This window comes from Idiomarina aminovorans, assembly GCF_023155095.1.
Classification (GTDB): Bacteria; Pseudomonadota; Gammaproteobacteria; order Enterobacterales; family Alteromonadaceae; genus Idiomarina; species Idiomarina aminovorans.
On sequence record NZ_JAKNDA010000007.1, the window covers coordinates 47,150 to 72,286 of the forward strand.

The following is a 25,137-nucleotide window of genomic DNA, read 5'->3' on the forward strand; positions in this document are numbered from 1 at the left end:
ATAACAATGAAATATCTACTGGGAGCGGTTGCGGTCAGTTTGCTGACCGCCTGCTCACAAAATACTGAAACAGAACAAGAGGCGAATACGCAATCTATGTCGTATCCGGAAACGCGCAAAGGTGATGTGGTCGATACTTATTTTGGTACTGAAGTCGCAGACCCGTATCGCTGGTTAGAAGATGACCGCAGTGAAGAAACCGAAAACTGGGTTGAAGCACAGAATGAAATGACTTTCGCGCATCTTGAGTCTATTCCATATCGTGAAAAGATAGAAAAGCGTCTGACCGAGTTATGGAATTACGAAAAAATCAGCGCGCCGTTTAAAGAAGGTGATTACACTTACTTCTATAAAAATGACGGATTGCAGAACCAATATGTGGTTTACCGTCAAAAAGACGATGAAGAGCCGGAAGTATTTCTGGAACCCAATACTTTTAGTGAAGACGGTACAACCTCGCTGGCGCAGTTAGCTTTCTCTGACGATGGCTCGTTAGCCGCTTATTCAATTTCTGAAGGCGGCAGTGACTGGCGTAAAGTCATTGTCATTGACGCCGAAACCAAAGAACAATTGGAAGATCCGTTAGTGGACGTTAAGTTCAGCGGCGTTTCCTGGCTTGGCAATGAAGGTTTTTACTATTCCAGCTATGACAAGCCAGAAGGCAGCGAGCTTTCGGCAAAAACCGACCAGCACAAGCTGTATTACCACGAGCTGGGCACAGACCAGTCAGACGACAAGCTGGTGTTTGGCGGAACCGATGCCGAGAAACATCGTTATGTTGGCGGTTACGTTACCGATGACGACCAATACCTGTTGATTTCAGCGGCAAACTCTACCTCCGGTAATAAGCTCTTTATTAAAGACCTGAGCAAAGACAACAGTGAGCTTGTCACGGTTCTGAACCATACCGATTCCGATACCCGCGTATTGGATAATAATGGCTCAAAACTTTACCTGGTGACTAATCTGGACGCGCCAAATCAGCGCGTTGTCACCGTTGATGCCAGTAATCCAACAGCGGATAACTGGGAAGACTTTATTCCGGAAACTGAGAACGTATTAAGCGTTTCAACCGGTGCGGGCTATATTTTTGCCGAGTACATGGTGGATGCTGTCGCTCAGGTAAAACAATACGCTTATAACGGTGACATGGTGCGTGAAGTGCAGCTTCCGGGTGTCGGCAGTATTGGTGGCTTTTCAGGTAAAAAAGAACAGGAAGATTTGTATTACACCTTTACTAATTATAGTACGCCATCGACCATTTATAAGTTTGATCCAGACCAAGGCGGCTCTGACGTTTATGCTGAGTCAGGTGCTGATTTTGAATCCGCCAACTATGAATCAAAGCAGGTGTTTTATACCTCGAAAGACGGCACCAAAGTGCCCATGATCATCACCTACAAAAAGGGCACGGAGCTCGACGGCTCTAACCCAACCATTTTGTACGGTTACGGTGGTTTTAATATTAGCCTGACACCGTCGTTTAGCATTGCGAATGCAGCCTGGTTAGAAATGGGTGGTGTTTATGCCGTTGCTAACTTACGCGGTGGTGGTGAATACGGTAAAGACTGGCATAAGGCTGGCACTAAAATGCAAAAACAAAACGTTTTTGATGACTTTATTGCCGCCGCTGAGTACTTGATTGATGAAAAATACACCTCGTCTGAGCAATTGGCAGTGCGTGGCGGTTCAAATGGTGGTTTGTTAGTGGGTGCGGTAATGACTCAGCGGCCAGAGCTGTTTGCGGTTGCTTTACCAGCGGTTGGGGTGCTGGACATGCTTCGTTATCACACCTTTACCGCGGGCGCTGGCTGGGCATACGACTACGGCACAGCAGATGACAGCAAAGAAATGTTCGAATACTTGCTGGGTTACTCACCGGTACATAACGTGGAAGAAGGTGTTGCTTATCCGGCTACGTTGATCACTACGGGTGATCATGATGACCGTGTAGTTCCTGCTCACTCCTTTAAGTTTGCAGCAGAGCTGCAGGACAAAGCGGGCGGTGACAACCCTCAGCTGATCCGTATTGAAACCAATGCGGGTCATGGTGCTGGTACACCGGTTTCAAAAACCATTGAACAGTATTCTGATATTTTCGGGTTCACTTTCTACCACATGGGGTTTGAACAGCTTCCTGAATAACCACCAAAACGCAAAGGTTTCGTTATAAACAGCGAAACTTTTGCGTCATTCGTTCGCTATTTTTCACGTTTCCCGTTAATCTTTTTATTATATCATTCGCTAATAGTGAGGATTCTACGATGACGAGCGATTTTAATATGATGTGGGTAGTTGGTGCTGTGGTTGTTCTATTGCTGCTTATAGCATCAGTGCGCATTGTGCCGCAGCAAAGTGTGTACTTAGTTGAGCTATTCGGACGCTATCGGCGAATGCTGACACCGGGCCTTAACTTTATCATTCCTCTTATTGAACAAGTTGCTCATAAACAGTCAATGAGAACCCGGCAGCTCGATGTCGACGTGGAAACTAAGACGAATGACAACGTCTTTGTGGTTGTCCGGGTTTCGGTGCAGTATCGGGTCAGTAATGAAACCTCGGTTTACAATGCGTTCTACCAGCTGGAAAACCCCGAATGGCAAATGCAGTCCTATGTGTTTGATACGGTGCGTGCGCAAATTCCCAAGCAAAACCTGGATGCCGTATTTGATAATAAAGACTCCATATCTAAGGACGTAAAAGGGCAACTGCGCGACACTATGGAAGACTATGGTTTTGAAATCATCGCCTCACTGGTGACGGATATCGATCCTGATCAGTCGGTTAAAGATTCCATGAACCAAATTAATGCAGCGGAAAGGGAACGTCGCGCCGCTGAACATAAAGCGGAAGCTGAGAAAATCATGTTAGTCAAACAGGCCGAGGCCGATAAAGAGTCTAAAATTTTACAAGGTCAGGGAATAGCCGGTCAGCGCCTTGCCATTGCTGAAGGTTTACGGGACTCTATTGCTATGGTCACAGACCAGGCGAATGATATTACCTCTAAAGACGTTATCGACTTGCTGAAATTTACCAACTATGTCGATGTACTGGGGTCTTTCGATACAGCAGCCAGCAAGGTCATTATGCTACCACAGCCGACCGGGCAACTGGATTCATTATCATCGGATATTTTAAGCGCAATGGAAGCCGCTAAAGACACTAAAAAAAATGACTGAAACCTTTCCTCTGCTGGCCGCCCAGCCCATTTATGACATTAGAAACCAGTTTTATGCGGTTGAGCTGCTTTATCGTAGCGCGGTCAATTTAACGGCCGAAACGGTAGGTGATACGGCAGCTACCAGCGAAGTCATCTTCAATCTATGCGCCGGCATTACCAGGCAAACTGAGCAATATGATGCTACAGCTTTTATTAACGTTTCCAGCGAGTTTCTGGTTTCACAAAGCTTTTTGCCGATTGAACCTGACAAAGTGGTTATTGAGTTGGTTGAGCGCATTAAGCCCACCAAAGCGATAATCAATGCGGTGGCGCGCTGGCATAAAAAAGGCTTTCGCTTTGCGCTGGATGACTTTGAATTTGACCCTGCGTGGGAGCCGCTGCTTAAGTACGCGTCTTACATTAAGGTGGATGTATCGACACTAACGTTGGAACAAGCTAAGACTTTCAAACAAAAGCTAAGCGGCTTTAAAGGTAAATGGCTGGCCGAGCGTGTTGAGGATGAAGTTACTAAAGAAGCTTACGAAGCTTTAGGTTTTGAGCTGTTTCAGGGTTATTATTTTGCAAAGCCTAAAGTGGTTTATGGAACACGGCTGGAACCGTCCTCGTTGCAGCTGACAAAAGTTCTTACGCATTGCTTTGAAGACGAGCCAGACTTAACTGAATTGTCTAACCTCATATCGGAAGATCCTAAGCTGTCGGTCAGTTTGCTGAAAATAGTGAACAGCCCTTTATACCCAACGGTAAGCCCTGTTACTCGTGTTAAGGACGTGATCATGCGCTTGGGTATTGAAAATCTAAGGCGTTGGATTGCGTTAATTAGTTCGGTATCAGCCAGTAGCCAGGAAGCCTCGCGAATGGTCTTAGTGCGGGCGCAAATGTGTTATGAATTAGCGAAAAGGCAAGATTCTCCCGATTTAGACCCGGATCAATGCTACTTCGTGGGTTTGTTGTCTGGTATCGACATTATGTTGGGCGTGGACAAAGCGTGTTTCTTTGAAAAGTTGCCCTTGTCTGAACAAACTAAGGCGGCGGTTGACGACTGTGCCGGACCAATGGGACGATGTTTAAATATTGCGCTTAAACTGGAGCGGTTTGTTCAGATGAAAGAGCGGGTCGATAAAATTGAACCGCGCTTATTAAGAACTTACAGACAGGTCTCCTATAATGTTCAGGAGTTATTCAATACGATTTAAGCCTGACTGTGTTTGGCTAACTGCTGAACCTTCCCGACAATAGCCCGCAAACCGTTGCCGCGAGTTGGGGTAATGTGGTTTTCTAAATCCAACTGAGCAAAATAATTGTCGATATCAAACGCCAGTATTTGTTCGGGCGTTTTGTCGTGGTAAGCGGCCATGACCAGTGTTAATAAGCCCTGAACAATCACTGCATCGCTATCCACATGTAACAGCAGCTTATCGTCTTTTTCTTCGCTAATGAGCCATACATTACTTTGGCAACCGCGCACCAGATACTCTTCTTTATGCTGGCTTTCCGGTAAGCCGGGTAATGCTTTACCTAAATCAATGATGTACTGGTATCGTTGCTCCCAGTTGTCTAAGAACTCCAGGTCATCGATAATTTCGTCTGTATTGGGTAGATTCATGCTGTGCAATAACCTTTGGTTACAAGTTAAAAGAGTCACTTATGTTAAAAGAAGACACCGGCTTCAAGTTGAGCTTCTTCGCTCATCATATCGCGCGACCAGGGTGGGTCAAAAACCAAATCAACGTTCACGGTTTTAACGTGCGGAACCAATGACACGCGGTATTCAACATCACCAACTAAAACCGGACCCATGCCGCAGCCTGGCGCGGTAAGCGTCATATCAATTGTAACGGTGCCAGAGTCTTCATCAACGACAACTTTGTAGATAAGCCCCAGCGATACCAGGTTAATCGGAATTTCCGGGTCGAATACGGTTTCTAAGGCTTCCCAGATTTGTTCTTCCGAAACTTTTCCGTTGGCCGGTGGTTCGAAGTCGAGTTTCTCTGGCTTACGACCAATGGCATCCGCGTCCGTACCATCTATGCGCAGCATGTTCCCCTGAAAGGTGACGGTATAGTTACCGCCTAAATCCTGAGTAATAGTCACAAACTCGCCTTTAGAAATAACTTGGGGCTCACCCGTTGGCACGCGACGCGCTTTAACCTCTCGGGTGGTGGACACCATTTTCTGCTGCATAGATTAAACTTCCGTTACTGCACGTTGAAGCTTTCGCCGCAACCACACTCATTGACAACATTGGGGTTATTAAATTTAACGATACCGTTAATGCCTTCTTTTACGTAATCGATTTCCGTATTACGCACCAGTTCCAGCGCATTAGAGGCAATAGCAACTTTCAGGTTATCGTTAATGTCCACCACTTCATCAGCGTCTTCCAACGCGTCGACTGAATCGAGTACATAGGCATAACCGGTGCAACCGCTCTGCTTAGTTGACAGGCGAATAAATTTGCCCGGCTGATCTTTTAAGCGCGTTTCAAAATAGTGTATGGCGCTTTCTGTCATCGAAATTAACGACGATGATGGTACAAATGTTTCTACAGACATGAGTCTCCTCCTGCCATCAGGCTAGCATTAGACGAGCTTTGTTGATGCCTTCGAACAGCTTATCAACCTCGTCTAATGTATTGTAAATGGTAAACGACGCGCGCGCAGTCCCCGGAACCTTCAGGCGTTTCATTAATGGTTGGGCGCAATGGTCGCCGGTACGAATGGCAATACCTTGTTTATCCAGCAAAAAACCAATATCGGCGGGGTGGGCACCGTCTAAAATAAAGCTTAGCACGCCAATTTTATTGTCGGCGTGACCAACAATGGTTAATCCGTCGGTTTGTTCAGCCAGCTTGGTTGCTTTGGCCAGCAAGGCTTGCTCGTGCGCTAAAATATCGGCGGCATCAAATTGTTGTAACCAATCAATTGCCGCAGCTAAACCAATAGCGCCGGCAATATTGGGAGTGCCAGCCTCCAGGCGGTTCGGTAACTCACCCCAGGTGGCGTCCTGATAACTGACGGTGGCAATCATTTCACCACCGACTAGCCAGACCGGCCAGTCTTGCAATACTTCGTAGCTGCCCCAGAGTACTCCAATACCGGTCGGTCCAAATAGCTTGTGTCCGGAAAAAGCATAGAAATCACAGCCAATGTCCTGCACATCAATAGCACCGTGCGCAACGCCCTGTGCACCGTCAATCATGACCAATGCATCTTTGGCCTTGGCTGCTGCAGTGAGCTCTTTAACAGGGTTAATGGTGCCAAGCGCATTAGAAATATGCGGCATAGAAACGAAAACCGTGTTGTCACTTAAAAGAGAATGAAACTGTTCGATATTCAGTGAACCGTCTTCGTTTATGGGGACAACTTTTAGGCTCGCGCCAGAGCGCTTGCATGCCTGTTGCCAGGTTACCAGGTTAGCATGATGCTCCATCTCAGTAACCAGCACTTCATCACCGGCTTTTAGTCGCTGGGCAACGCCATTGGCGACCCGGTTAATGCCTTCGGTTGTACCGCTGGTCCAGATAACTTCTTCCTGACGGTTAGCATGTATGTAGTCAGCCACTGTTTTACGTGCCGCTTCATAACGACGGGTTGCTTCATCGGAAAGATAATGAGCGCCTCGATGAACGTTGGCGTTGCATTGAGTATAGTAATCCGTCAGCGCATCGATGACCGCTTGTGGCTTTTGCGTGGTGGCAGCGTTATCCAGATAAACTAACGGTTTACCATTAACTTCGCGATGCAGTATGGGAAACTGCTCACGTATTTGTGCAACGTTCAGGTTCATTGCTGCTCCATCATACTTTCAAAGCGAGTTTTCAAAATAGGCTGTAACCAGTCTGCCAACGCTTTGTTAGGCATCTGGGAGACCATTTCCTGAACAAAACCAAAGTTCAGCATCACCAGTGCCTGCTGCTTATCTATGCCGCGGGTCAGCATGTAATACAAGGCGTCTTCATCAATCTCAGCAACGGTTGCCCCGTGTGCGCATTGAACGTCATCCGCGTATATCTCAAGTTCTGGTTTGGTATTGATTTGTGCGCCGCGAGTCAATAACAAATTGCGGTTGTTCAATTCAGCCAGCGTTTTCTGCGCATGACGATGAATATGAATACGCCCGTTAAATACCGCTTTTGCCCGGTCACCAATAATGCCACGAGCGTTTTCCTCGGTAGTACCGTTGGGGGATGCGTGTTCAATAGTGCTGTGTAAATCAAAGTGCTGACGCGGTGCCAGTAAATACACATTATTAAACTTAGCAAACGCATGCTCACCAGCGTGTTCAATATCCACGTCCAGGCGAGTTAGCTGGCTGCCATAACCTATTAAGGTACTGTTGAGTTTAGCGTGATCATGCAATTTAAAGTGGCTGCCGCCAATATGAATGGCTTCGCCTTCGTGCAAAGCAAAACGGTAATGCTCCAGACGTGCTTTTTCCGCAATGTCGTACTCGGCAAACGCTGTGTTCAGACTGTTACCTGAGCCGCTGCCATGCTCGATAATGGTTGCCTGTGCGTTTTCGCCAACACGTACCAGGGTACGCTGATGCGACTCGATACCTGCCGAGGCAAAGTTAACGATACGAATGGGCTGCTCAACTTTAGCACCGGCTGCAATATCAATAACAACACCTTGCTGCGCCAGCACGTCGTTAACCAGACCAAACAGATGGCGGCTGGGTTTTACTTGTGCAAACAGCGCTTCTGCGGTTTGGCTGGGCGCTGAAAGCTCACTAATAGTGACACCTTCAGGCAGCTTAAGCTGACTGATGTCGGTGTTGAGCTGCCCATCGACAAAGACCAGATCCAGACTATTCAATCCCTCAATTAAAGGGGCTTCAGCGGTAGCATTAACGCTGGCTGCCTTGAGTTCTAAGTCAGCGACCGGATGCAATGACGTATAGCGCCAGGCTTCAGTACGGCGGGTAGGCCATTGCTGCTGTTTTAAAGTGTCCAAGGCTTGTGCCCGGACCGGAGATAGCCAATCGTCAACGGTCGAGGCACGCTCTAAAACGTGGTTTAACCATTGGCTCATGCATCCACTCCTTCTGCTTCAGCTAACCAGGCATAACCTGACGCTTCGACTTCTTTAGCCAGTTCAGGGCCGCCGCTTTTCACAATTTTGCCGTTTGAAATAATATGCACATAGTCCGGCTGAATGTAATCCAGCAGGCGCTGATAGTGGGTAACGACAATGAAGCTGCGCTCGCCGTCACGTTGGCTATTTACGCCTTTTGCAACAACTTGTAACGCATCGACGTCCAGACCGGAATCGGACTCATCAAGTATGGCCAGTTTAGGTTCCAGCATGATCAACTGCATAATTTCGTTACGCTTTTTCTCACCGCCGGAAAAGCCTTCATTGACACCACGTTTTAAGAAATCTAACGGTAATTCAACTTGTTTACAGGCATCTTTGGCTTTCTTCAAAAATTCTGCAGAGCTTAGCGCGTTTTCGCCACGAGCTTCACGTATGGCATTCACGGATTCCTTCATGAATTCCATATTGCTCACGCCGGGAATTTCGACCGGGTACTGGAAAGCCAGAAATATACCTGCCTGTGCGCGCTCTTCTACTTCCATGTCCAGTAAGTCTTTACCGTTCATTTCAACGCTGCCGCTTTCAACTTCGTAGCCGTCGCGACCCGATAAAACGTAACCTAAAGTACTTTTGCCAGCACCATTAGGTCCCATAATGGCGTGCACTTCGCCGGGTTTTATTTCCAGATCCAGGCCTTTCAAAATTGTTGTGTCTTCTACACGTGCGTGTAGGTCGTTAATAGATAGCATTGTTTACCCCACTGAACCTTCAAGACTGATTTCAAGCAACTTACCGGCTTCCACCGCAAACTCCATTGGCAGCTCGCGGAATACTTCTTTACAGAAGCCATTGACAATCATTGAGACTGCTTTTTCAGGGTCCAGGCCTCGTTGCCGACATAAGAATAATTGATCGTCACTCACCTTAGAGGTGGTGGCTTCGTGCTCAACAATCGCGGTTGGATTGCTGCTTTCAATATACGGGAATGTGTGTGCACCGCACTGGTCGCCAATAAGCAGCGAATCACATTCGGTAAAGTTTCGTGCGCCTTCAGCGCCAGGCCCCATACGGACCAGCCCTCGGTATGCATTGTCACTGCGTCCGGCGGAGATACCTTTGGAAATGATGGTCGACTTGGTATTTTTACCTAAGTGAATCATTTTGGTGCCGGTGTCGGCTTGTTGTCTGCCGCGGGTTAATGCTACGGAATAGAATTCGCCGACGCTGTTGTCGCCTTTTAGAATACAGCTTGGGTACTTCCAGGTGACCGCTGAACCGGTTTCTACCTGAGTCCAGGAAATTTTAGCGTTCTTTTCACAAAGCCCACGCTTGGTTACAAAGTTGTAGATACCACCTTTGCCGTCTTCATCGCCCGGGTACCAGTTTTGCACCGTAGAGTATTTGATTTCAGCATCGTCCAGTGCGACCAGCTCGACTACCGCTGCGTGCAATTGGTTTTCATCGCGTTGCGGTGCAGTACAGCCTTCCAGATAACTGACGTGACTGCCTTCCTCGGCAACTATCAGTGTACGTTCAAACTGACCGGTGTTTTGTTCATTAATACGAAAATACGTAGAGAGCTCCATAGGGCAGCGAACACCCTTAGGAATATAAACAAAGGAACCATCAGTAAAGACTGCGCTGTTTAGTGCGGCAAAGAAGTTATCGCCACGGGGAACTACCGTACCTAAGTATTTTTTTACTAACTCAGGGTATTTATGAAGGGCTTCAGAAATCGGGCAGAATATGACACCGGCTTCCTCGAGTTTCTCGCGGAAGGTCGTTACCACGGAAACTGAATCAAAGACGGCATCAACGGCTACACCGGCCAGCATTTCTTGTTCATGCAGAGGAATACCCAACTTTTCATAGGTGCGTAGTAGCTCGGGATCTACCTCTTCTAATGACTGAGGTTTATCACTCATGCTCTTGGGCGCGGAGTAATAGGAAATAGACTGGTAATCAACTTTGGGATAATCAACGTGTGCCCAGTCCGGCTCATCCATTTTTAACCAAGTACGATAAGCCTTTAGACGCCATTCGAGCATCCATTCAGGTTCGCCCTTGATGGCGGATAGACGAGCAATAACGTCTTCATCCAAGCCAATTGGAAAAGTTTCTGACTCTATTTCTGAAACGAAGCCTGCATCGTATTTGCGCGCAAGCGCCTGATCAATTTGTTCACTCATGATTTACCCACTTTAAAAGCTGCGGATGGGAATTTCGCCCGATACTGTGACTAGTATAAAATACTTGACTAAAACACTCAACTTTATCTGCCGACCAACATTATACGGGATTACAGTTTTTTTGTCCCTTATTCCGACTGTTGTCAACGGGACCACATAGTGTGGCCGTTTGTCATTGCAGTTATTTCAGATAGAGCGCTTGTTACATTTTGTAACATGTTATAAAGTGCAAAACTTTATGAAATAAAAATTAGTCATGTATTATGGATGGCTTCACTTATTGTTATATCTCCTTGTAATTATAATATGGAGTAAGTTTTTTAAATTTAAGGGATGTTATGGCGCGTTTTACTCAGTTAGCTTTAATTGAACATCAAAAGCGTACGCAGAACTTGGGGTTGCTTGCTGAGTCCTTAGAAATTTCGGTTGTCCATCGTACCTTCATTGAGCTTATCGAAAATCAGCCTGAGCAGGAAACTATGGTGGCTTACTCTTTGGGCTCTGAACAACTTTCCCGTTCAAATACAACAAATGAAATTGCGGCACTCACCAAAAACTATCCATTATTTTTAGTCAATGCCAGAAGAGATGATATTCGTCCAAACCAGGCATTAAATCTGGGTGCTAGAGGTATAGTTTATGAAAACGATCATTTGGATCGAGTGTTAACAGCTATCAAGGTTATCAGTCAGGGAGAACTTTATTACCCAAGGTCACTTCTTTCCAATAAAATTGAAGAAATGATGCTGCGGCGTCACGCTGATGAAGATTCATTTACCACCACATCGCAAGTCAATTCGCTTACCCCTCAAGAATTAAAAATTATCGAATTGGTAGCGACCGGTGCGCGGAATAAAGAAATTGCAGAGCAGTTAAATATTAGTGCTCATACAGTAAAAACGCACTTATCCTCAATTTTTAGAAAGACCGGAGCGCGTAACCGGGTTGAGCTTTTAAAGTGGTCGAGTTACGCGACATCCGGCTGAGTAAAATATGGAAACAGAAGTTAGCTTTCTGCCCGCCAAAATCCTTGTATCTGCCCCTTCTCTATCAGTTCCTGTAGAGCTTTTTCCATTGCCTGTTTTACTGAGAGTTGCACAGGCTCGTTAGTAGAATAACCACCTTCAAACTCAGCTAAGCGGTTTAACGACACATAGCGAAATAAGCCGGCACGCAATTCTTGAGAAAAGACTTTTTTGCTTGCCGATACAGAGATTAAAACCTGACCGGTATAGACGTCGACAGCGCGTAAATAGACAGATACCTGGTCTTCACGGTAGAGCTCCGACGCACCAATACCAAAATATTCGGCGCCAATACCACCGGTGCTTACGTTGGTGTCGTAGCTGATAATGCCGCCTTCTAGTAATAGCCTTGCTTCACGCAGCGGAGGCAGATCTGAATCTTTACTTGAATTATGGATTTTCCGTTCAGTTAGCAAGTTTTGCAGGTTTTCACGCTCCATTGGCAAAAACCAACCAGACTCAAGCAACATTTGTGTCAGCATTGATGTTGCACCTTGGGTGACTGCGGTCGAAAAGCTTGAAACATTCGCTTGAGGCTTATACTGACCGGTTTGATCACGAAATGCATAAATTGAAACCGGAATGCGGCTTTTCGGAACGGGTTGTTCCTGAAGGGTTTTCATCATCGAGCTTGGTGCATCAATTTCGGCTGGAGTGATGTTCAAGTCTGTTGGTTTTGGCATCATCGCGCAACCGGACGTTGCCAGCGATAGAGCCATTAAAGTAATAATACGAATATTCATAGTCTTTCTCTTAAATCGCGGGCATTGTGATGACGGTTTGTTCACCGGTTTCGTTATGAGTTATATACACCAGGACGCTGCCATCCGGCTGACCAATAACTTCAACAGTGTATTCACCGGTGTCATAAAGCCCTTCTACGATTTCGCCATCAGCAATACGGCGAGTAAGGGAGTTAATTATGTTCCGCTCTAACGCATCCCTGAAACGATCAACAAAAGATCTGCCTTCATTGGGAGCGGTATGAGCATTTTGGTTCTGCGCTTTTTGTAATAAAAAGTTGCCGTTCATTGGATTTCCGCCGAAACTTGGATTTATCGGCTGGTATACAATCTCTGTAGCACTAACCAATGTGGAAAAGAGCAATAAAGCCAGAGTGGTAATAAAAAGTTTTTTCATATTTAGCGCCTTTTTAGAATTTATTATGTTCCGGCGAATCGAAGACCGAGTCTGCTTTAATACGAGCGACTTGATTAATACTGATAAGGATGGCCTTTTCAGCCAGTTTTTTTACGTCATTCTGGCGTCGTCCGAAATAGGTTTCGAACACCTTTTCCTGTTCCATTTCTACCCATAAATAGGTTCCCGCCTGTGGGTAAACGCGCTCATTGACAACAACTGTAATTCCGTTAGTTGAAGGAATGTCTCGCCAGTAGCTGGTGTAATAAAAGAAAAAGTCTTTGCCGAAACGCGATATTGTTCTGTCCAGAACAACGCCACCAAGCTCAATTTCGTCAGCTTGGCTGAAAGGAGTCATTAGAATAAGAGCAAAAATAAGTTTCTTTAACATAAGAGCCTAAAAAGCGGCCGCCAATAGCAGCCGCTCTATCTTGGAGTTTAATACTTAATTAGTATTGAACAACGGTTGCTACGTTGTAGTCGCCTTGCTGATAAACACTCATAGTGTTGCTATCGCTAAGCTGTCCACCTGTCACCGTATTATTGTTACCAATTTGTTCAACGTCAACGCTACCACTATTACCGCCTACAATAAACGAACCTTCGTCACCGGCGATAACGTTGTTATTACCTTCTTGAACAAATGAGATAAGGTTATCATTACCACCGATAATGGTATCGATTAAGTTGATGTCTCCAGTTTGCTCTGACTTTAGCTCGTTACCAGAGGTGGTGCCTGCATCGTAAGAATATGCTAGCAACGTGTTGCTGTCTCCGTGTTGGCGCGCATAAAGGTCATTATCATCGCCGGCAATGACAATTTCTGTTGTATTAGCATCGCCAATTTGTTTGCTGTCAGCTTCGTTATCTGCGCCAATTAATGCAACACCGTTAGAGTTGTCATCACCACGACTGGAAATACGAATGTCGTTGTATTCGCCAGAAGACTCTGCACTAGCAATATTGTTGTTTCCATCCTGGTCTATATCAATGATGTGGTCATCACCTTCCGTTGCAAATACTGCATAGTTGTTATCACCTTCTTGATGCGCATCAACCGTATTGTAGTTACCAACCATGCCCGTAGGCGCTTCTACGATATTAGCATTACCTTCCTGCTGCACAGCGATTTCGTTAACGTCACCCTGAACCGGTTGAATCAGGAACTCGTTAGCTGAGCCATCTTGATAAATGTCGATATAATTTTCATCACCAGATAGTGACTGTGCAATGAAAGTGTTCAGTGAACCCGTCTGCTCTACGTAAACGTCATTCAAGTCACCATTAGCGCCAATAACACCGCCGACATTGGTGTCACCTTCTTGAAAAGCTTCGAATGAGTTTAAGTTGCCGGTTGCATTGAAGTAACCGGCTTCGTTTGAAGCACCCGATTGGTCAGCTCTAAAGGCGTTGTCATTACCTTCAATTTGGAAGTTGGCCCAGTTAGAGTCGCCGAGTTGTATAATATCGGCAATATTGTAGTCACCAGTGAGCTCAATAGCACCTTCGTTTCCAGCTCCTGCTTGCTCTACAAAGGCAGCGTTACCATTACCGCTCAGAAAAACAGCAGATGCGTTAAAGTCGCCTTCTTGTAGGCTGGTTAACAGGTTGTCATCACCAGTAACCTCGGAGTCGAAGATATTCCAGAAGCCAGACTGCTCACCTTCGACCGTGTTGAAGTCGCCTGTGACGTAAGTATACGCTTCTTGAAAGTCGTCAAGTTGTAACAATGAGGTCTCGTTTCCTTCACCGTATTGATCAGCATACGCCCAATTTAAAAATCCGCCTTGCTCAACGTACATATCGTTGCCAAGTTCAACCGCATCTGAGGAATCTTGGTTTATAACGGCCATGTGTGTATCTGCATTTGCGTAACCTGAAAATGCCAAACCTAAAGCTAAAGCAATAGCACTTTTTTTAATGATTGTATTAGACATAATTGTTCTCCAATGATTTGTTCTTATTTGAACTGCGTTATGGACATTTCAGCGGCAGCACCTGCTTGCTGAATGGTTATTGAGTTGCCATCCCCAAGTTGTTGAAGCTGAATAACATTGCTTTGCCCAACTTGGAGAATAGTCGCTGAATTACTGCGTCCTGATTGCTCTGCAGTGACAGAATTATTTAACCCTTGCTGTTCGACAGTCAGGGTGTTTTCCAACCCGTACTGAGCGAGGTATACATAGTTTTGCTCGCCTACCTGAGCGATAGAAGTGAGGTTATACGACCCTAGTTGAGCAATTTCTGCATGGTTTGCAAGGGACTGCCGCTCCAGTAACCCTGCTAGAGCAATAGGGATATCGTTAGCTGCTCCCGGAAGAGAAACCAACATCACCACTGTTGCTGTTAAAAGTTGTTTGAAAAAAGTCAAAGCGGAACACCTTTTGTTAATAATTCCGCTAACAAGGATAACGATTACCTTGACGCGGGCAATCGTATGAATGATGTATTTTTAAAATCGTTTTTGAATAATAATGTTTTTATTAAACATGAAGTTAATGTTTATTTTCTGTTGATCCCACCCAAGTGTAGTAGTTCCTTTTTCGTATTTAAATGCCAGAACCGCAAATTGTTAACTTTTAGAATAATTTCTTGTGAAAAATATGCTAGATATAATTTTAGTGACGAGATGAGTAGTACGCACACTTGAAACATATTCCTACAACAATAATGAGGAAGGAAGAATGACGAATTTGAAAAAATTATTTGTTGGTGTATCCATGGCACTTGCGGCAGGAACAGCAGCTGCAAATGGACAAAGCGCTGACGACGACTCACTGCTGGTGGTTTTTAAAGCCTCTGCAACAAAAGAGCAGCGCCAGGACTTAATAAATAATGCTGGTGGTGCTTTGCGAGCTCTCGACGATCGAGGCCGGGATATCGCAATGCGCCATATTGCTGATGGGCGTATTGCTAAAGTAAATGTGCGTAATGCAAAGCAGCGTGATGCGTTAATTAAGCGACTTTCAAACCATCCTTTGGTTGATGTGGCAGAGCCGAACTACATTATTTCAATTAATGACAATAAACGCTCGGACTTTAATATTCTGGCAACGCCGGATGATCCAGCCTTTAGCGACATGTGGGCTTTGGAGAACACCGGACAAAACGGCGGCACACCCGGAGTCGATATCGACGCGCGTCCAGCGTGGGACATCACCACGGGTGATTCAAGCATCGTCATCGGTGTTATTGACACCGGTGTGGACTACACGCACCCGGATTTAGCCGGCAACATGTGGCTTAACCCAGGCGAAGTCTGCGGCAATGGACAAGACGACGATGGTAACGGTGTTATTGATGACTGCTACGGTTATTCGGCAGTCAACTCAAACGGCGACCCAATGGATGGCAACGGTCACGGTACTCATGTCGCGGGTACTATTGGTGCAAGTGCAAATAACGGTGAAGGTGTCACTGGGGTTAACTGGGATGTCGAGATTATTGGCTGTCAGTTTTTAGGTGCGGATGGAACAGGCAGTACTGCGACAGCCATTGAATGTATCGATTACATGACCAACCTGAAGGTTAATCACGGTGTTAACTTGGTCGCGACGAACAACTCCTGGGGCGGAGGTGCTTACTCTGAGTCGCTTAAAACAGCTATCGCTGACAGTACCGATGCAGGGATCATGTTTGTTTCTGCGGCGGGTAACGACGGAATCGACTCTGACGTTACAGCAAGTTACCCAGGAGGTTACGACTTGGATGGCATTGTTAACGTTGCTAATACCACGCGTACCGATGCTATGGCTGCTTCTTCAACTTATGGTGCTGTTTCTGTTGATTTAGGTGCACCGGGTACTGAAATTTTGTCAACTTACCTTAATGGTGGCTATGCAACGGCCTCCGGTACCTCCATGGCAAGTCCTCATGTCGCTGGTGTTGCAGGTTTAGTGTGGTCCATTGCTCCTCACTTGACGGTTGCTGAGGTTAAGCAGATTCTGATGGATTCAGGCGAGAGTAACTCAGCCTTAGCCGGGAAGACAGTGTCTGGTAAACGCTTGAATGCATTGAGTGCATTGGAAGCAGCAGACCCGGACCCAGCTTATCGCTTAACGCTTTCTCCGGTATCTCAAGAAATTGTTGCAGGTGATAATGCGACGATGACGCTTGATGTGGGTAGTATTGCTGAATGGTCAGGTACTGTTGATTTAGACGTTTCCTCTGAACCTCAGCTTGATGTTTCGTTATCTTCAGGCCAGGCACGAAATGGTGAGTCGGTTGATGTACAAGTGATAACAACTGAAGAAACAGCTTGGGGCGAATACGCTGTAACGATTAATGGTACCGACGCAGAAACTGGTGAAATTACCCGTGACGTCAGTGCAACAGTCTATGTTCTACCACAGGGGTTATCTGATTTCTACTACGATGACACTGCCGGTGTTGATATCCCGGATGACGACGGCAACGGTATTAGTCGCGTAATCAATGTTCCTGAAACTGGTGTGGTATTCGGTGCTGATGTCAGTGTTGATATTACTCACACATGGCGTGGTGATTTAATCGTTACTTTAACCTCACCTGAAGGTACTGAGCATGTGTTGCATGACCGTACTGGCAGCAGCGAAGCTGATTTGATACAGAGCTGGTCGCTGGATAGCTTTAATGGTGAAGATATGACGGGTGACTGGACGTTGAATGTATCAGATAACGCTGGTGCAGATACAGGTGTGTTGAACCACTGGTCATTGACTCTGACAGCTGTTGAGGAAGATGACGGTTTACCTGATACACCGGTTGCCAGCTTTGAAGCTGATGCTGCTGATTTAACCGTAAGCTTTACCAATACATCAACAGACAGCGACGGTGATATTGAGGGCTATTTCTGGGAGTTTGGTGACGGTAGTACTTCGACTGAAGCAAACCCCGTGTATGCTTACTCTCAAGAAGGCACTTACGACGTTGCTCTAACAGTGACTGATGCGACTGAGTTATCAGACTCTGTGACCCAGTCTGTGACGGTTAGCCTGACTGATATCGAGCTTGACGTTTACCGTTCACGTTTACTGCGCAGCGGAACTGCTTTGGTTGATTTGCGGTGGTCAGGCGCTGCCGGTGACGTAGACTTGTATCGTAACGGTGAGTTTGTTGAAACACTATCGAATCGAGGCCGCGCTCGTGATCGTTTTGAGTCAGATGGTAGTGATGTCGTTTACGAACTTTGTGAAGCGGGCACAGAAGCTTGTGGCTCAGTAACCGTTAGTTTTTAATAACGCGGAGTTAAATAATTTTATCCGTATTACAATAGGGGCTCTCGCGGCTCCTATTTTTTATCCGCTATCAATATCACCTGTAGTGAAAGCACAGACTCAAAGTCTGTAAATACTCGACCACTACCTGCTGCCTGTGTAAAATCTTCAAGTCTTTAATTAACCAGTGAGAAATTCAGAATGGGTCGCGCCTATCAAAACCGAAAAGAGTCTATGGCTAAAACGGCCAATGCAAAGAGCAAAGTTTATAGCCGTTATGGCCGTGAAATTTATGTTTGCGCCAAGCAGGGTGGTACGGACCCTGACGGTAACTTGGCGTTGCGCGGTATGATAGACCGAGCAAAAAAAGATCAGGTGCCTGCTCACGTTATAGAAAAAGCGATAGACAAGGCGCAAGGTGGCGCCGGCGAGGACTTTTCTCCGGCACGTTATGAAGGTTACGGACCGGGCAACTGTATGGTCATTGTTGACTGTTTAACCGATAACCCAAACCGCACCTTTGGCGACGTACGCAACGCGTTTACCAAAAGTAAGTCAAAAATTGGCGCTCAGGGTAGTGTTGCGCATTCATTTGACCATTGTGCCATTTTTGCCTTCAAGCATGACAGTGAAGACGAAGTGCTGGAAGCCATGATGGAAGCTGATGTTGATGTTACCGACGTCGAATTCGAAGATGATCGGGTTACCGTATTTGCACCTCATACAGAATATGCTGCAGCTCGTCAGGCACTGACCGGCGCTTTCCCTGAAGTTGATTTTGAGGCTGATGAAATTCAATTCCTGCCACAGATAACGACCACTATCAGCGAAGATGACCAGCCAATGTTTGAGCGTTTAATAGATATGCTGAACGATCTCGATGACGTTCAAAATATTTACCATAATGCGGAACAATAGATTGATGCAGATCAAGCCAGAAAATCAATAAACCCTTTAAACTTTATAAGTATTCATTAACAAGGAGTTACCCATGAAGCTTAAAGCATTGTCTTGTGGTGTATTGTTAGGTTTGCTAAGCACTTCTGCTTTAGCAAATGATTTTTCAATTAACGTTGGTGCTATCTCAGTTATGCCTGATGACAGCAGCAGCAGCCTTAATGTTGTTGAGACAGTGGCGGGTTTGCCTGAAAACTCGACGGGTGTCGGCGTTAACACCAATACGCAATTGGGCTTAACTTTTGATTATGCGTTAACAAACAACTGGACGGCAGAGTTGATTGCATCAACACCTTTCAGTCATGATATTACCGCAACAGGTTCGCTGGCCGGATTGAAAATTGGTAAAACCAAGCATCTACCGCCTACCTTGCTGGCTCAGTATCACTTTGATTTGAACAATGACATGTTTAAACCGTTTATCGGTATCGGTGTTAATTATACGGCATTCTTTGATGAGCAGGTTGACCCGCAGTTACGCTCAACCCTGGGCGATTTAGGTGTTGTTACTGACAGCGACGATGTTTCTTTAGCGCTAAAAAACAGCTGGGGCTATGCTCTGCAAGCGGGTATGAATGTAGAGCTGAGTGACAACTGGGGGCTGCACTTTATGGTCAGCCGTATGGGTATCGATACCACGGGCGATGTTCGTGTAAACGGTAATACCATTGAGAGTGTTGATGTTGATATAGACCCTTACGTTGCTATGGCGGGTGTTCGCTATAACTTCTAAACGCTGTACGCCGCTCAATTACTGAGCGGCGTTTTCTTAATACGGTGAACGTTTTGCCAATTTCCGTTGTAACGTACGCCGGTGCATTCCCAGTTCTCTTGCCGTCTTAGAAATATTCCCCCGGTTATCCGTAAGTATTCGTTGAATATGTTCCCATTCAATTTGACTGGGTGTCATGGGTTTAGTGGTTTCTGATGCGGGAGGATGGTTACCCTGTAAGCGTAGTAATAACTCACCGAGGCTAACAGGCTTACTCATGTAATCGGTTGCGCCACGCCTCATTGCTTCAACGGTTGTCGCTATACTGGCGTAGCCGGTTAACATCATAAAATGTGTTGGCGCAAAGCGAGCTTTTAGTGGCTCTATCGCGTCCAGTCCAGACTCGGTTACTAACATCATATCGAGAATTATCGCGTGAATATTATGCTCAAGTTCTGACTTCAGAGCTTCTGAGCCTGAGGTGAAGGCATGAACTTTGTAATGACCTTTTAGCTCCAGGCGTCGCTTCATGACGCTTAAAAAAGAGGCGTCGTCGTCAATCAAAAAGACCGTGTCATTCATAAGTTTCGGCTCGACTTCCCGGTTCTTGTTCTGTTTGAGAACCAGGTAATGTTACTAGGGTGGCCAGGCACTCAGACTCCCAGAACCAACTCACTTTGCCATTAAACTTTTCAATGGTGGCATTGCTGACAGCAGCACCAATACCATGTCCTTCAGGGCTCGGCATTAAACGTTGTCCCAGTTCTTTCATTGTCTGCTCATTAAGAGGGAGGCTTGTATTCTTAATTTTGATTTGCCATTGCTTATTGACCCATTGGGTACTGACCGATACCTTGGGGGCAGGCGTTTCTGCTGCCGCGTCGCAGGCGTTAACAATAATACTGGTCAATGCCGGCAATAATGTTCGATCAGCGATCAGTTCACCGGAGTCATCAAGATTTGACTTATGCCAGTCAATTTTTGTTTCTGGTCGTGCTATCGACATTAAATACTTTATTTCTGACCAGAGTTTTACTGGTTTAAAATGATGTGAGCGTTGGGTGCGGATATCTTCAGCAATTAAACGCCAATCGGTAAGCTTATTATGCACCCGGTTAAATTGTTCCTGTAGTGACAACAACCACTCCGGTGTTGCAGGCAATTGCTCAATACCTTCTTCTAACAACAATTGAGCGGACTGAACCGGTGTTGCAACCTCATGAGTCAGTTGAGCGGCAGCTGTTCCTATCGCTAACAGTTGTTCATTTCTTAACTGCCGTTCTCTGAGCTGCTGAATAGCAGCCTCTCGCTGAGATAACTGGTATTTAAAGTACAAGGTTACAATGGCTATAATAGCACTGGTTATTATAAAACTAATGATCATTGACTCGAAATGGTCACTCATACCGCCATGCGCGTTGTCCAGTGCTGAAAACGGAATAAGCTGAGCCAATTGCACGCTAACACTTAAGAGCCATACAAATAATGCCGGAATGCGCGGAAGCCACATAAATGCCAGTATAACCGGGACCAGTAAAACGGCGTTAAACGGATTACTGGCGGCACCGTTAACCGCGATAATGCCATTTAGTAACAGTATCTCAGCCAGTAAAAAAGCAAAGATAACTGAATGGGGGAAGCGGCGATGGCGTGCCAGTGCCATCGCAAGAATTAAAAGCATAAGAGTTTCCGGTTCGAGTTTGTTCTTAGCTTAATTAAAATGAGTAGCGAATACCAAAGTTAACTGAGCGTCCGGCTCCAGGAATATTGTTAAACCCTTGCTCTGGTGTTTGTTTATATTGAGCGATACTGACACCGCCCAGAGGCTGACGGTAGAAGGTATCGAACAGGTTAGTGACAGCCAGCGACAATGTTAACTGTGACCAGCTATATTGTCCCTGCCAGTTAACTAAATGATAGCTGTCGGTTTCATTCTCCAGGCGACGAGGATCAACGCGGTCTTTTTCATCCACCCATTCCCAGCTTAAGCTTTGGAGCCAGTTTCCATTTTCCTGGCTCAGTATCAGTTGACTGTTCAAAGGTTTTATTTGATAAAGCGGCTGATTATCTGAGTCACGTTCGCCGCGCGTGTAGCTGACACGCCCTTGCAGATCTAATTGCCCTAAAAAAACCGATGTATTCCAGACTTTCTGAGCATTCACATCAATGCCAATTAAGTCGGCGTCCTCATTGACTATCTGCATAATATTGCGTTGTCCGGCAGGCACTTCGGCGCGATTAAACTGACCGATGACGTCGGCATCGATAGCATCGGAAATTTTAGTGTAGTAAGGGCTTACACTAACTTGCCAATTATTATTGCTGCTGTATTCGTAGCTGGCGCTCAGGGTATGGGCGGTTTCCGGTTTTAAGTCCGGATCACCGACGTAACCATTCGCGTCGCCAAACCAGCCAATCATAGTGGTTGCCATAATTCCGCGGCCCCAGCTGTAACGTTCATAAAGGTTAGGAGCGCGATTTTTTCTGGCAATTCCAAGTTCTAATGATTGTTCGGCATTTATGGTGTAAACCGAGGTAAATGTAGCATCGATAAGCCAGTCTGACTGGCTGCGATCAGACGCATTAAAGTTATCAGCGGCTGCTGCATCGGCGTTTGGCATACCCATCATTGGCATACGGTTGTATGGCTGCACTTCACCGGTATCGGTATGGACCTGCTCTAAACGAATACCTGAACTGAATTGCCACTGTTGGGCGAGTTGCCAGTCAAGCTCAGTGTATGCGGCTATTCTCCGGCGTTCACCATCATTGATGTTTACATAATCGTCAGGTCCCATCATGGCTGATGCTTCCAGTGCCGGCCAATAGTCATCCAGTTGATAAAACAGGGTTTCCTGACCAGCGTAAAACGTACCTCCGTTTAAAACCGGCCATTGCCACGCCAGTTTGTAACTGAAATCCTCGGCGTCTGTCACCATTGGCATCATGCCGGTTTTTTCTGGCGTAAAAAATCCCATTTCGTGTTCCACGCCTTGCCAGTTTAACTGCGCCTGAAACTCACCGTTATTGTTAAGCTTACTTTGATAGCGTGCGGTGATACCGGTACTGCGATTCTTTGTCATATCCATGTATTGATTGGCGAAACCCTGGAACGGAATATCCTGATGACTGATTTTTAAAGACAACTGTTGCCGGGCACTTTTCCAGGCACCAATCAATGTGTGGTTTTGGGCCCGGTATAAGGTGTCCAGTACCCGTTTACTATTGCCATCATCATAGCTTTCGGCGTCCTCATAAGCGCCCTGATATTTAATATTTAGCGTGCGGCTGGACCACTCCGCACCAGCACTGGTCAGCCAGCGTGAGGCATTGGACTGATACTCTGCAGCCAAATAGCCCTGGCTCCAGGAAAGCGGCTGTTGGTCGCTGAATTCCGGGTTAATTTGGTCAACGTGAATAACACCGGCGATATTATCCCCCCCCATTCGAACCGGGCTGATGCCCGCAATAACCTGACTGGTTTCAACCTGGCTGGCAGAAATGTATGACAGCGGCGGGTTCATCTGATTGGCACAGGATGCGGTAGGTTCAGCTCCGTCAATACTGACTTTTACCCGGTCACCCATCATGCCGTTAAGAATGGGCTGGGCGGAAACGCCTCCGGCAGCGGAAAAATCGACACCTTGCTCACGCAAAATCTGGCTGGTATCGCCTAATTGTGAGTTCGTTTTTGTTGTTTTTATCTGAATAATCTCATCTATTTTTAGCGGTTCTTTAGCGGCCACGGGAGAGGTGAGGCTAATTAACGTAACGGCGATAACAGACAAAGGAAAAGTCGAACTCAGGTTTAGTGACATCTGCACGGTATCCTTATGCTTAGAATAAAACTCGCGTGTTGTGTGCTCATTTTAAGAAGCAGTGGTTACCATTACGATGCGACAGATTGTCACACCATAGCTAAACGACCTATTCTATGGAAGGACAGAACTTATCTTTCAGTAACATCATAAAAGCTTCGGTATCCGGGTCTTTTATGGAATAATATACGGTTTGAGCTTCTTTACGAATGCGGACTAATTGCTGCTGACGCAGTACCGCAAGGTGTTGCGAAAAAGCTGACGGGCTTAAGTCAAAAAACTGATGAAGTTCGCCGACACTTTGCTCACCTAAAGCCAAACGGCATAAAATTTGTAAACGATGAGGGTTGCCCAAAGAGCGCAGAAAGCTTGCCGCTTTCTGCGCTTCTTCCTGAAGCATCTCTTGTGATTCAGCTGCACTCATGGTGTCTTTATTTTCCTGCTTTTTCTAACTCTCGCTCAGTTTTTAGCCCTAATGCTTTTTTCATAAACATGCTTGCCGGACAAAAAACCGTGAAAGATTGTTGAAATAAGTTGGCGCCAACAAATACGGTCAGCCATACCCAGTTGGGGTGAACCCAGTAAGTCAAAGCTACCGACAATAATACCATAAAGCCAGCAAATGCGGTTAAAGCTCTTTCTACGCTCATTCTAAAACTCCTCAGTTTCTTACCTTAAAAGGCGTACCGCATACGCAGGTACGCGTTATTATTTTCAGTGAACTGGCCAAAAAAGGTCTCTGGGCGTTCGCGGAAAAATAAGTTAAAACCACCGCTGAACGACCAGTAATCGTCAATACGGTAATCAAATGTCGGGCGCAAGTAGCCGTCGTTTTGATTCGGCGATACAAAGGCAAACAGCGACAGGTTCAGGTCGTCACGTTCATCGCGCCAGGTTAAGCGTGTGGTGAGAACAGTGCGGGTCTGCGCATCGCCTTTTTCAATATAAGCCTGGAAGCCGCCGGTAAAGCGCGTCCATAGTTCCTGCTGGTACCCCACTAAGGCGCGCCAGTGATCGGCTGCGTTATGACGGTTGTAATTAGCCACTTCGGTGTTCACTAATCCGGGTCCCAGGGTCATTCGAACAGAGGCACCAACCACCGTTAAGCGACCAAAAGTCGGCTGAAAGTTTTCGGTGACCGCCTCCGGGCTTTTAGTGAAACCGTCGTAACCATAGACGGCGTATTCCACGCCATTGTGATTACGGAACAGGCGCAGCGCATATTCGTCTCGAGTCGGTTCAATAAATTCAACGGAAGGGTCGTCACCGGTTAATTGGCCAGAAAATGGATTAAAGTAAGAAATGCGCTCACCACGAACGTAATTATCGTGGTCAAATTCGGGACTCCAGACAAAGTCGATATTAAACCCGTCGAAATAGCTGGTCACCCTTAATGCGTCTGAAGGTGCTTTTAAATACTCCTGATCTCGCCCAACAAAGAAGGACTGCCAGTCTTTAGGGAACAGGTCGTTCAGAAATAAGTAGTCGCCGGTGCCCCAGGTGAGTACCTGACGACCGACCTTAATGTCGGTATTTTCAAATACGGTGAACTGGGCATTCAGCTCACGAATCTGGCCGTGCCAGGTTTCATCAAAACCGTCATACCAACCGTCGGCTTTTGCTGTCCAGGTTATGTCCTGCCAGCGTTCGTCAAAACCGAGTTGAAGTCGAGGCTCGGCAATAGACAAACGCTTGTGATAGGGGGAGGATTCGAGCCGTCCGCCTATTGCCGCCTCAACATAACCATAGACATCAATGCCTTGCTCTTGTTCCGTACCCCAGCCACCTTCCCATTGTTCATCGTCCCAGGAGTCCTGTGCGGCAGCACTTAGAGCCAGACTTAAAAGGGCGGTAAAGATGATAGATTTACTGTATCGCATA

At 46.2% G+C, this 25,137-nt stretch carries 25 protein-coding genes; 7 read left to right on the top strand and 18 right to left on the bottom strand.

Annotated features, from left to right (window positions below; all coding sequences use genetic code 11):
- Nucleotides 1-6 precede the first annotated feature (6 nt).
- The 3 genes from L8G48_RS12280 to L8G48_RS12290 all read left to right on the top strand — a co-directional run bounded on the left by L8G48_RS12280 (nucleotide 7) and on the right by L8G48_RS12290 (nucleotide 4,374).
- Nucleotides 7-2,145 carry a prolyl oligopeptidase family serine peptidase gene (locus L8G48_RS12280; RefSeq protein ID WP_248264907.1) on the top strand — a complete coding sequence of 713 codons (2,139 nt, stop codon included), beginning with the start codon at nucleotides 7-9 and terminating at the stop codon, nucleotides 2,143-2,145.
- A 119-nt stretch (nucleotides 2,146-2,264) separates the two neighbouring features.
- A complete protein-coding gene (locus L8G48_RS12285; RefSeq protein ID WP_248264908.1) occupies nucleotides 2,265-3,179 on the top strand; it encodes an SPFH domain-containing protein in 915 nt (304 codons plus the stop codon).
- Nucleotides 3,172-4,374, top strand: a complete 1,203-nt coding sequence (locus L8G48_RS12290; RefSeq protein ID WP_248264909.1) for an EAL and HDOD domain-containing protein — start codon at nucleotides 3,172-3,174, stop codon at nucleotides 4,372-4,374. Before L8G48_RS12285 ends, L8G48_RS12290 begins: the two co-directional genes overlap by 8 nt.
- On the opposite strand, the gene L8G48_RS12295 is transcribed toward L8G48_RS12290, so the two are convergent.
- From L8G48_RS12295 to sufB, 7 genes are read right to left on the bottom strand one after another with little or no spacing between them, the layout of a single operon-like run.
- Entirely contained in the window at nucleotides 4,371-4,784 is a 414-nt protein-coding gene (locus L8G48_RS12295; RefSeq protein ID WP_248264910.1) for a SufE family protein, read from the bottom strand. The genes L8G48_RS12290 and L8G48_RS12295 overlap by 4 nt on opposite strands.
- A gap of 44 nt (nucleotides 4,785-4,828) precedes the next feature.
- Entirely contained in the window at nucleotides 4,829-5,362 is a 534-nt protein-coding gene (gene sufT / locus L8G48_RS12300; RefSeq protein ID WP_248264911.1) for a putative Fe-S cluster assembly protein SufT, read from the bottom strand.
- Nucleotides 5,363-5,376: 14 nt separating this feature from the next.
- Nucleotides 5,377-5,733 carry a HesB/IscA family protein gene (locus L8G48_RS12305; RefSeq protein WP_248264912.1) on the bottom strand — a complete coding sequence of 119 codons (357 nt, stop codon included), beginning with the start codon at nucleotides 5,731-5,733 and terminating at the stop codon, nucleotides 5,377-5,379.
- Nucleotides 5,734-5,749: 16 nt separating this feature from the next.
- Entirely contained in the window at nucleotides 5,750-6,967 is a 1,218-nt protein-coding gene (locus L8G48_RS12310; protein ID WP_248264913.1) for an aminotransferase class V-fold PLP-dependent enzyme, read from the bottom strand.
- Nucleotides 6,964-8,214 (bottom strand): Fe-S cluster assembly protein SufD, encoded by a 1,251-nt coding sequence (gene sufD / locus L8G48_RS12315; protein ID WP_248264914.1) that lies wholly within the window; start codon nucleotides 8,212-8,214, stop codon nucleotides 6,964-6,966. Before sufD ends, L8G48_RS12310 begins: the two co-directional genes overlap by 4 nt.
- Complete coding sequence (gene sufC / locus L8G48_RS12320) at nucleotides 8,211-8,969, bottom strand: Fe-S cluster assembly ATPase SufC (protein ID WP_248264915.1); 759 nt, start codon at nucleotides 8,967-8,969, stop codon at nucleotides 8,211-8,213. Before sufC ends, sufD begins: the two co-directional genes overlap by 4 nt.
- A gap of 3 nt (nucleotides 8,970-8,972) precedes the next feature.
- A complete protein-coding gene (gene sufB / locus L8G48_RS12325) occupies nucleotides 8,973-10,409 on the bottom strand; it encodes a Fe-S cluster assembly protein SufB (protein ID WP_248264916.1) in 1,437 nt (478 codons plus the stop codon).
- 338 nt (nucleotides 10,410-10,747) lie between these two features.
- On the opposite strand from sufB, the gene L8G48_RS12330 reads away from it, so the two are divergent.
- Entirely contained in the window at nucleotides 10,748-11,395 is a 648-nt protein-coding gene (locus L8G48_RS12330) for a response regulator transcription factor (RefSeq protein ID WP_248264917.1), read from the top strand.
- 20 nt (nucleotides 11,396-11,415) lie between these two features.
- On the opposite strand, the gene L8G48_RS12335 is transcribed toward L8G48_RS12330, so the two are convergent.
- Genes L8G48_RS12335 through L8G48_RS12355 form a run of 5 tightly spaced genes read right to left on the bottom strand, consistent with a single transcriptional unit; the run spans nucleotide 11,416 to nucleotide 14,945 of the window.
- Complete coding sequence (locus L8G48_RS12335) at nucleotides 11,416-12,177, bottom strand: CsgG/HfaB family protein (protein WP_248264918.1); 762 nt, start codon at nucleotides 12,175-12,177, stop codon at nucleotides 11,416-11,418.
- A gap of 10 nt (nucleotides 12,178-12,187) precedes the next feature.
- Nucleotides 12,188-12,574, bottom strand: coding sequence for a curli assembly protein CsgF (locus L8G48_RS12340; RefSeq protein ID WP_248264919.1), 387 nt, complete (start codon nucleotides 12,572-12,574; stop codon nucleotides 12,188-12,190).
- 13 nt (nucleotides 12,575-12,587) lie between these two features.
- On the bottom strand, nucleotides 12,588-12,965 hold the full coding sequence (locus tag L8G48_RS12345; protein WP_248264920.1) for a curli production assembly/transport protein CsgE: 378 nt from the start codon (nucleotides 12,963-12,965) through the stop codon (nucleotides 12,588-12,590).
- Nucleotides 12,966-13,023: 58 nt separating this feature from the next.
- On the bottom strand, nucleotides 13,024-14,511 hold the full coding sequence (locus L8G48_RS12350) for a hypothetical protein (RefSeq protein WP_248264921.1): 1,488 nt from the start codon (nucleotides 14,509-14,511) through the stop codon (nucleotides 13,024-13,026).
- Between the two features lie 23 nt (nucleotides 14,512-14,534).
- Entirely contained in the window at nucleotides 14,535-14,945 is a 411-nt protein-coding gene (locus L8G48_RS12355; protein ID WP_248264922.1) for a curlin subunit CsgB, read from the bottom strand.
- 313 nt (nucleotides 14,946-15,258) lie between these two features.
- On the opposite strand from L8G48_RS12355, the gene L8G48_RS12360 reads away from it, so the two are divergent.
- From L8G48_RS12360 to L8G48_RS12370, 3 genes are all read left to right on the top strand, one after another.
- On the top strand, nucleotides 15,259-17,790 hold the full coding sequence (locus L8G48_RS12360; RefSeq protein ID WP_248264923.1) for a S8 family serine peptidase: 2,532 nt from the start codon (nucleotides 15,259-15,261) through the stop codon (nucleotides 17,788-17,790).
- A gap of 180 nt (nucleotides 17,791-17,970) precedes the next feature.
- Nucleotides 17,971-18,687 carry a YebC/PmpR family DNA-binding transcriptional regulator gene (locus tag L8G48_RS12365; RefSeq protein ID WP_248264924.1) on the top strand — a complete coding sequence of 239 codons (717 nt, stop codon included), beginning with the start codon at nucleotides 17,971-17,973 and terminating at the stop codon, nucleotides 18,685-18,687.
- Nucleotides 18,688-18,760: 73 nt separating this feature from the next.
- Nucleotides 18,761-19,459, top strand: coding sequence for an OmpW/AlkL family protein (locus L8G48_RS12370; RefSeq protein ID WP_248264925.1), 699 nt, complete (start codon nucleotides 18,761-18,763; stop codon nucleotides 19,457-19,459).
- Between the two features lie 36 nt (nucleotides 19,460-19,495).
- Here the strand turns inward: L8G48_RS12370 and L8G48_RS12375 are convergent, their stop codons facing one another.
- The 6 genes from L8G48_RS12375 to L8G48_RS12400 all read right to left on the bottom strand — a co-directional run bounded on the left by L8G48_RS12375 (nucleotide 19,496) and on the right by L8G48_RS12400 (nucleotide 25,136).
- Nucleotides 19,496-20,020, bottom strand: coding sequence for a response regulator transcription factor (locus L8G48_RS12375; protein ID WP_248264926.1), 525 nt, complete (start codon nucleotides 20,018-20,020; stop codon nucleotides 19,496-19,498).
- A complete protein-coding gene (locus tag L8G48_RS12380) occupies nucleotides 20,013-21,119 on the bottom strand; it encodes an ATP-binding protein (RefSeq protein ID WP_248264927.1) in 1,107 nt (368 codons plus the stop codon). The genes L8G48_RS12375 and L8G48_RS12380 overlap by 8 nt, the downstream gene beginning before the upstream one ends.
- Before the next feature lie 34 nt (nucleotides 21,120-21,153).
- Nucleotides 21,154-23,256: a TonB-dependent receptor plug domain-containing protein gene (locus tag L8G48_RS12385; protein WP_248264928.1), complete on the bottom strand. Its 2,103-nt coding sequence runs from the start codon at nucleotides 23,254-23,256 to the stop codon at nucleotides 21,154-21,156.
- Between the two features lie 109 nt (nucleotides 23,257-23,365).
- Entirely contained in the window at nucleotides 23,366-23,680 is a 315-nt protein-coding gene (locus L8G48_RS12390; protein WP_248264929.1) for an ArsR/SmtB family transcription factor, read from the bottom strand.
- Nucleotides 23,681-23,687: 7 nt separating this feature from the next.
- Nucleotides 23,688-23,906 carry a YgaP family membrane protein gene (locus L8G48_RS12395; protein WP_248264930.1) on the bottom strand — a complete coding sequence of 73 codons (219 nt, stop codon included), beginning with the start codon at nucleotides 23,904-23,906 and terminating at the stop codon, nucleotides 23,688-23,690.
- A gap of 24 nt (nucleotides 23,907-23,930) precedes the next feature.
- The gene (locus L8G48_RS12400; protein WP_248264931.1) at nucleotides 23,931-25,136 is read right to left on the bottom strand and encodes a hypothetical protein; all 1,206 of its coding nucleotides are present in this window, start codon (nucleotides 25,134-25,136) and stop codon (nucleotides 23,931-23,933) included.
- Between the last annotated feature and the right edge of the window lies 1 nt (nucleotide 25,137).

Coding starts and splice junctions, on each gene's coding strand:
- L8G48_RS12280 (WP_248264907.1), top strand. CDS start 7: ATGAAATATCTACTGGGAGCGGTTGCGGTCAGTTTGCTGACCGCCTGC.
- L8G48_RS12285 (WP_248264908.1), top strand. CDS start 2,265: ATGACGAGCGATTTTAATATGATGTGGGTAGTTGGTGCTGTGGTTGTT.
- L8G48_RS12290 (WP_248264909.1), top strand. CDS start 3,172: ATGACTGAAACCTTTCCTCTGCTGGCCGCCCAGCCCATTTATGACATT.
- L8G48_RS12295 (WP_248264910.1), bottom strand. CDS start 4,784: ATGAATCTACCCAATACAGACGAAATTATCGATGACCTGGAGTTCTTA.
- sufT (WP_248264911.1), bottom strand. CDS start 5,362: ATGCAGCAGAAAATGGTGTCCACCACCCGAGAGGTTAAAGCGCGTCGC.
- L8G48_RS12305 (WP_248264912.1), bottom strand. CDS start 5,733: ATGTCTGTAGAAACATTTGTACCATCATCGTCGTTAATTTCGATGACA.
- L8G48_RS12310 (WP_248264913.1), bottom strand. CDS start 6,967: ATGAACCTGAACGTTGCACAAATACGTGAGCAGTTTCCCATACTGCAT.
- sufD (WP_248264914.1), bottom strand. CDS start 8,214: ATGAGCCAATGGTTAAACCACGTTTTAGAGCGTGCCTCGACCGTTGAC.
- sufC (WP_248264915.1), bottom strand. CDS start 8,969: ATGCTATCTATTAACGACCTACACGCACGTGTAGAAGACACAACAATT.
- sufB (WP_248264916.1), bottom strand. CDS start 10,409: ATGAGTGAACAAATTGATCAGGCGCTTGCGCGCAAATACGATGCAGGC.
- L8G48_RS12330 (WP_248264917.1), top strand. CDS start 10,748: ATGGCGCGTTTTACTCAGTTAGCTTTAATTGAACATCAAAAGCGTACG.
- L8G48_RS12335 (WP_248264918.1), bottom strand. CDS start 12,177: ATGAATATTCGTATTATTACTTTAATGGCTCTATCGCTGGCAACGTCC.
- L8G48_RS12340 (WP_248264919.1), bottom strand. CDS start 12,574: ATGAAAAAACTTTTTATTACCACTCTGGCTTTATTGCTCTTTTCCACA.
- L8G48_RS12345 (WP_248264920.1), bottom strand. CDS start 12,965: ATGTTAAAGAAACTTATTTTTGCTCTTATTCTAATGACTCCTTTCAGC.
- L8G48_RS12350 (WP_248264921.1), bottom strand. CDS start 14,511: ATGTCTAATACAATCATTAAAAAAAGTGCTATTGCTTTAGCTTTAGGT.
- L8G48_RS12360 (WP_248264923.1), top strand. CDS start 15,259: ATGACGAATTTGAAAAAATTATTTGTTGGTGTATCCATGGCACTTGCG.
- L8G48_RS12365 (WP_248264924.1), top strand. CDS start 17,971: ATGGGTCGCGCCTATCAAAACCGAAAAGAGTCTATGGCTAAAACGGCC.
- L8G48_RS12370 (WP_248264925.1), top strand. CDS start 18,761: ATGAAGCTTAAAGCATTGTCTTGTGGTGTATTGTTAGGTTTGCTAAGC.
- L8G48_RS12375 (WP_248264926.1), bottom strand. CDS start 20,020: ATGAATGACACGGTCTTTTTGATTGACGACGACGCCTCTTTTTTAAGC.
- L8G48_RS12380 (WP_248264927.1), bottom strand. CDS start 21,119: ATGCTTTTAATTCTTGCGATGGCACTGGCACGCCATCGCCGCTTCCCC.
- L8G48_RS12385 (WP_248264928.1), bottom strand. CDS start 23,256: ATGTCACTAAACCTGAGTTCGACTTTTCCTTTGTCTGTTATCGCCGTT.
- L8G48_RS12390 (WP_248264929.1), bottom strand. CDS start 23,680: ATGAGTGCAGCTGAATCACAAGAGATGCTTCAGGAAGAAGCGCAGAAA.
- L8G48_RS12395 (WP_248264930.1), bottom strand. CDS start 23,906: ATGAGCGTAGAAAGAGCTTTAACCGCATTTGCTGGCTTTATGGTATTA.
- L8G48_RS12400 (WP_248264931.1), bottom strand. CDS start 25,136: ATGCGATACAGTAAATCTATCATCTTTACCGCCCTTTTAAGTCTGGCT.